This is a genomic window from Bradyrhizobium genomosp. III (assembly GCF_000261705.1).
GTDB lineage: Bacteria > Pseudomonadota > Alphaproteobacteria > Rhizobiales > Xanthobacteraceae > Bradyrhizobium > Bradyrhizobium ottawaense.
In genome coordinates, this window is the sequence record NZ_AJQF01000149.1 from 1 (window position 1) to 1,841 (window position 1,841).

Below are 1,841 nucleotides of genomic sequence, written 5' to 3' on the forward strand. Positions count from 1 at the left end.
CGGCCAGCGGCCGCAGCGCTTCGGCCGCCTCCGTTGCCGAATTGATCTTGGTGACGCCGTTGGCATGCAGGACCGACGCGGTGGTGAGGATGATGAAGAAGGCGATGCCGTTGGACAGCAGCATGCCCGACAAGGTGTCGATCTTGATGCGGTCGAGCTCGTGGGTGCCTCCGCGCTTGAGCTCGCGCAGCGGCTTGTCGCGCTCGCCCTGATTCATCTCCTCGACCTCCTGCGAGGCCTGCCAGAAGAACAGATAGGGGCTGATGGTGGTGCCGAGCACGGCCACGACCATCATCAGATAATCGGCGCTGACATCGGCCTTGGGCCACACCGCGGCGAGCAGCGCCGTGCTCCACGGGATCTTGACGGTGAAGGCGGTCGCGACATAGGCGAACAGCGCCAAGGTGAGGAATTTCAGCACCGGCGAATAGCGGCGATAGGGCAGGAACACCTGGAGCAGGGTCGAGCCCGCCGCGAAGATCAGCGCGTGCTCGTGGTTGAGGCCGCCGATGACGAGCGAGAGCGCCTCGGCCATCGCGGCGATGTCGGCGGCGATGTTGAACGTGTTGGCGGCAACGAGCATGGCGACCAGGCTCAGCACCGCCCAGCGCGGCGCGAGCTTCATGACGTTGGCGGCAAGTCCCTTGCCGGTGACCCGGCCGATCTGCGCGCTGACGAGCTGGATCGCGATCATGAACGGTGTGGTCAGAAATACCGTCCATAGCAGCCCGTAGCCGAATTGCGCGCCGGCTTGCGAATAGGTGGCGATGCCCGAGGGATCGTCGTCGGCAGCTCCGGTGATGAGGCCCGGCCCCAGCCTTTGCAGCAACGTCGGCGCGGATTTCGTCGGCGTGAGAGCGCGGTCGCTCATGAACGGGGTCCTCGTCGGGGCAGATGCTTTCACAGCAAATGCTAATCAGGGAACGAAAGTTCCTCGCCGCGCAGGCGTCCTATCTATTTCTGATAATGCTAAATCGACTTGACTGTCGGGCAAAACAGGTGTAGATTGCCATCATCGCAAAAATTCCCGCAGCCCAAATTCTCGCAAGCTCAAGTCAGCCCGCGAGGCTGTTGCCGCCGGCGGCGGGCCTTTGAACGTCGGGGATGAAGGAAGTCGGCCGCGCTACTTGACGCTGACGAACATGCCCCAGGCGGCGGCCAGTGCGGCGCCGGAAAAGACGATCAGCGGATTATCGCAGAATGCGCTGCCATAGCTGCACATGGTGACGCCGAACGAGCCGATCTCGTGATGGCTCGCGGAGTAGAACAATCCCGACAGTACCAGCAATGCAGCGGCGACGTAGTACATGGCAATCTCTCCGACGCTTTCCCGATTGCATTCGCGCAAGCACATGTCCCAGCATGGCGCGAAGAGATTTCATTTCGCCAAATCCGCTTTGCTGCATTTGAGTTAAAGTTTGATCTGTCGGGCAAAGCATCCGCAGGATGAGAGAATCGGGACGTGATAGCGCTGCGCTGACGGCGCATTCCCATCAAAAAGGCCCCGCGTCGCGGGGCCTTTGTCGTGGCGGGTGTGGGATGGCCTATCGCCGCGTGCCCACGCCGTAGAGCTCGCGCTCGCGGCCGATGTCCTCGGGAGACAATGGCGGGCTTGCGGCATCGAAGTCGCTCCAGCCGGCTTTCTGCCAGGCAGCGCTGCGATCCTGCAGGTTCACTGACTTCTCGTGGAGAAGCGCATCGAGGCGCGCGCGGTCCTGGTCGGGCACCCTCGCGGACACCAGCGTGCCGCCGCGGCGAATGCCCTCGGCATAACGCGAGGCATCTTCCTTGGAGACGCCGGCCTGCGTCAGGGCGCCGACGATGCCGCCGGTGGCCGCGCC

The 1,841-nt window shown here is 63.4% G+C and carries 2 protein-coding genes and 1 pseudogene; all 3 read right to left on the reverse strand.

Annotation, left to right across the window (positions count from 1 at the left end; all coding sequences use genetic code 11):
* On the reverse strand, positions 1–871 hold an 871-nt coding region (locus IC66_RS0112665), incomplete at its 3' end, for an NRAMP family divalent metal transporter (protein WP_038947868.1).
* 252 nt (positions 872–1,123) lie between these two features.
* Positions 1,124–1,309 carry a hypothetical protein gene (locus tag IC66_RS0112670; RefSeq protein WP_028142624.1) on the reverse strand — a complete coding sequence of 62 codons (186 nt, stop codon included), beginning with the start codon at positions 1,307–1,309 and terminating at the stop codon, positions 1,124–1,126.
* A gap of 235 nt (positions 1,310–1,544) precedes the next feature.
* A pseudogene (locus IC66_RS0112675) lies at positions 1,545–1,841 on the reverse strand (hypothetical protein); the annotation flags it as partial.

Bases quoted from the DNA above. Each gene is read 5' to 3' on its own strand.
- IC66_RS0112670 (WP_028142624.1), bottom strand. From the start codon at position 1,309: ATGTACTACGTCGCCGCTGCATTGCTGGTACTGTCGGGATTGTTCTAC.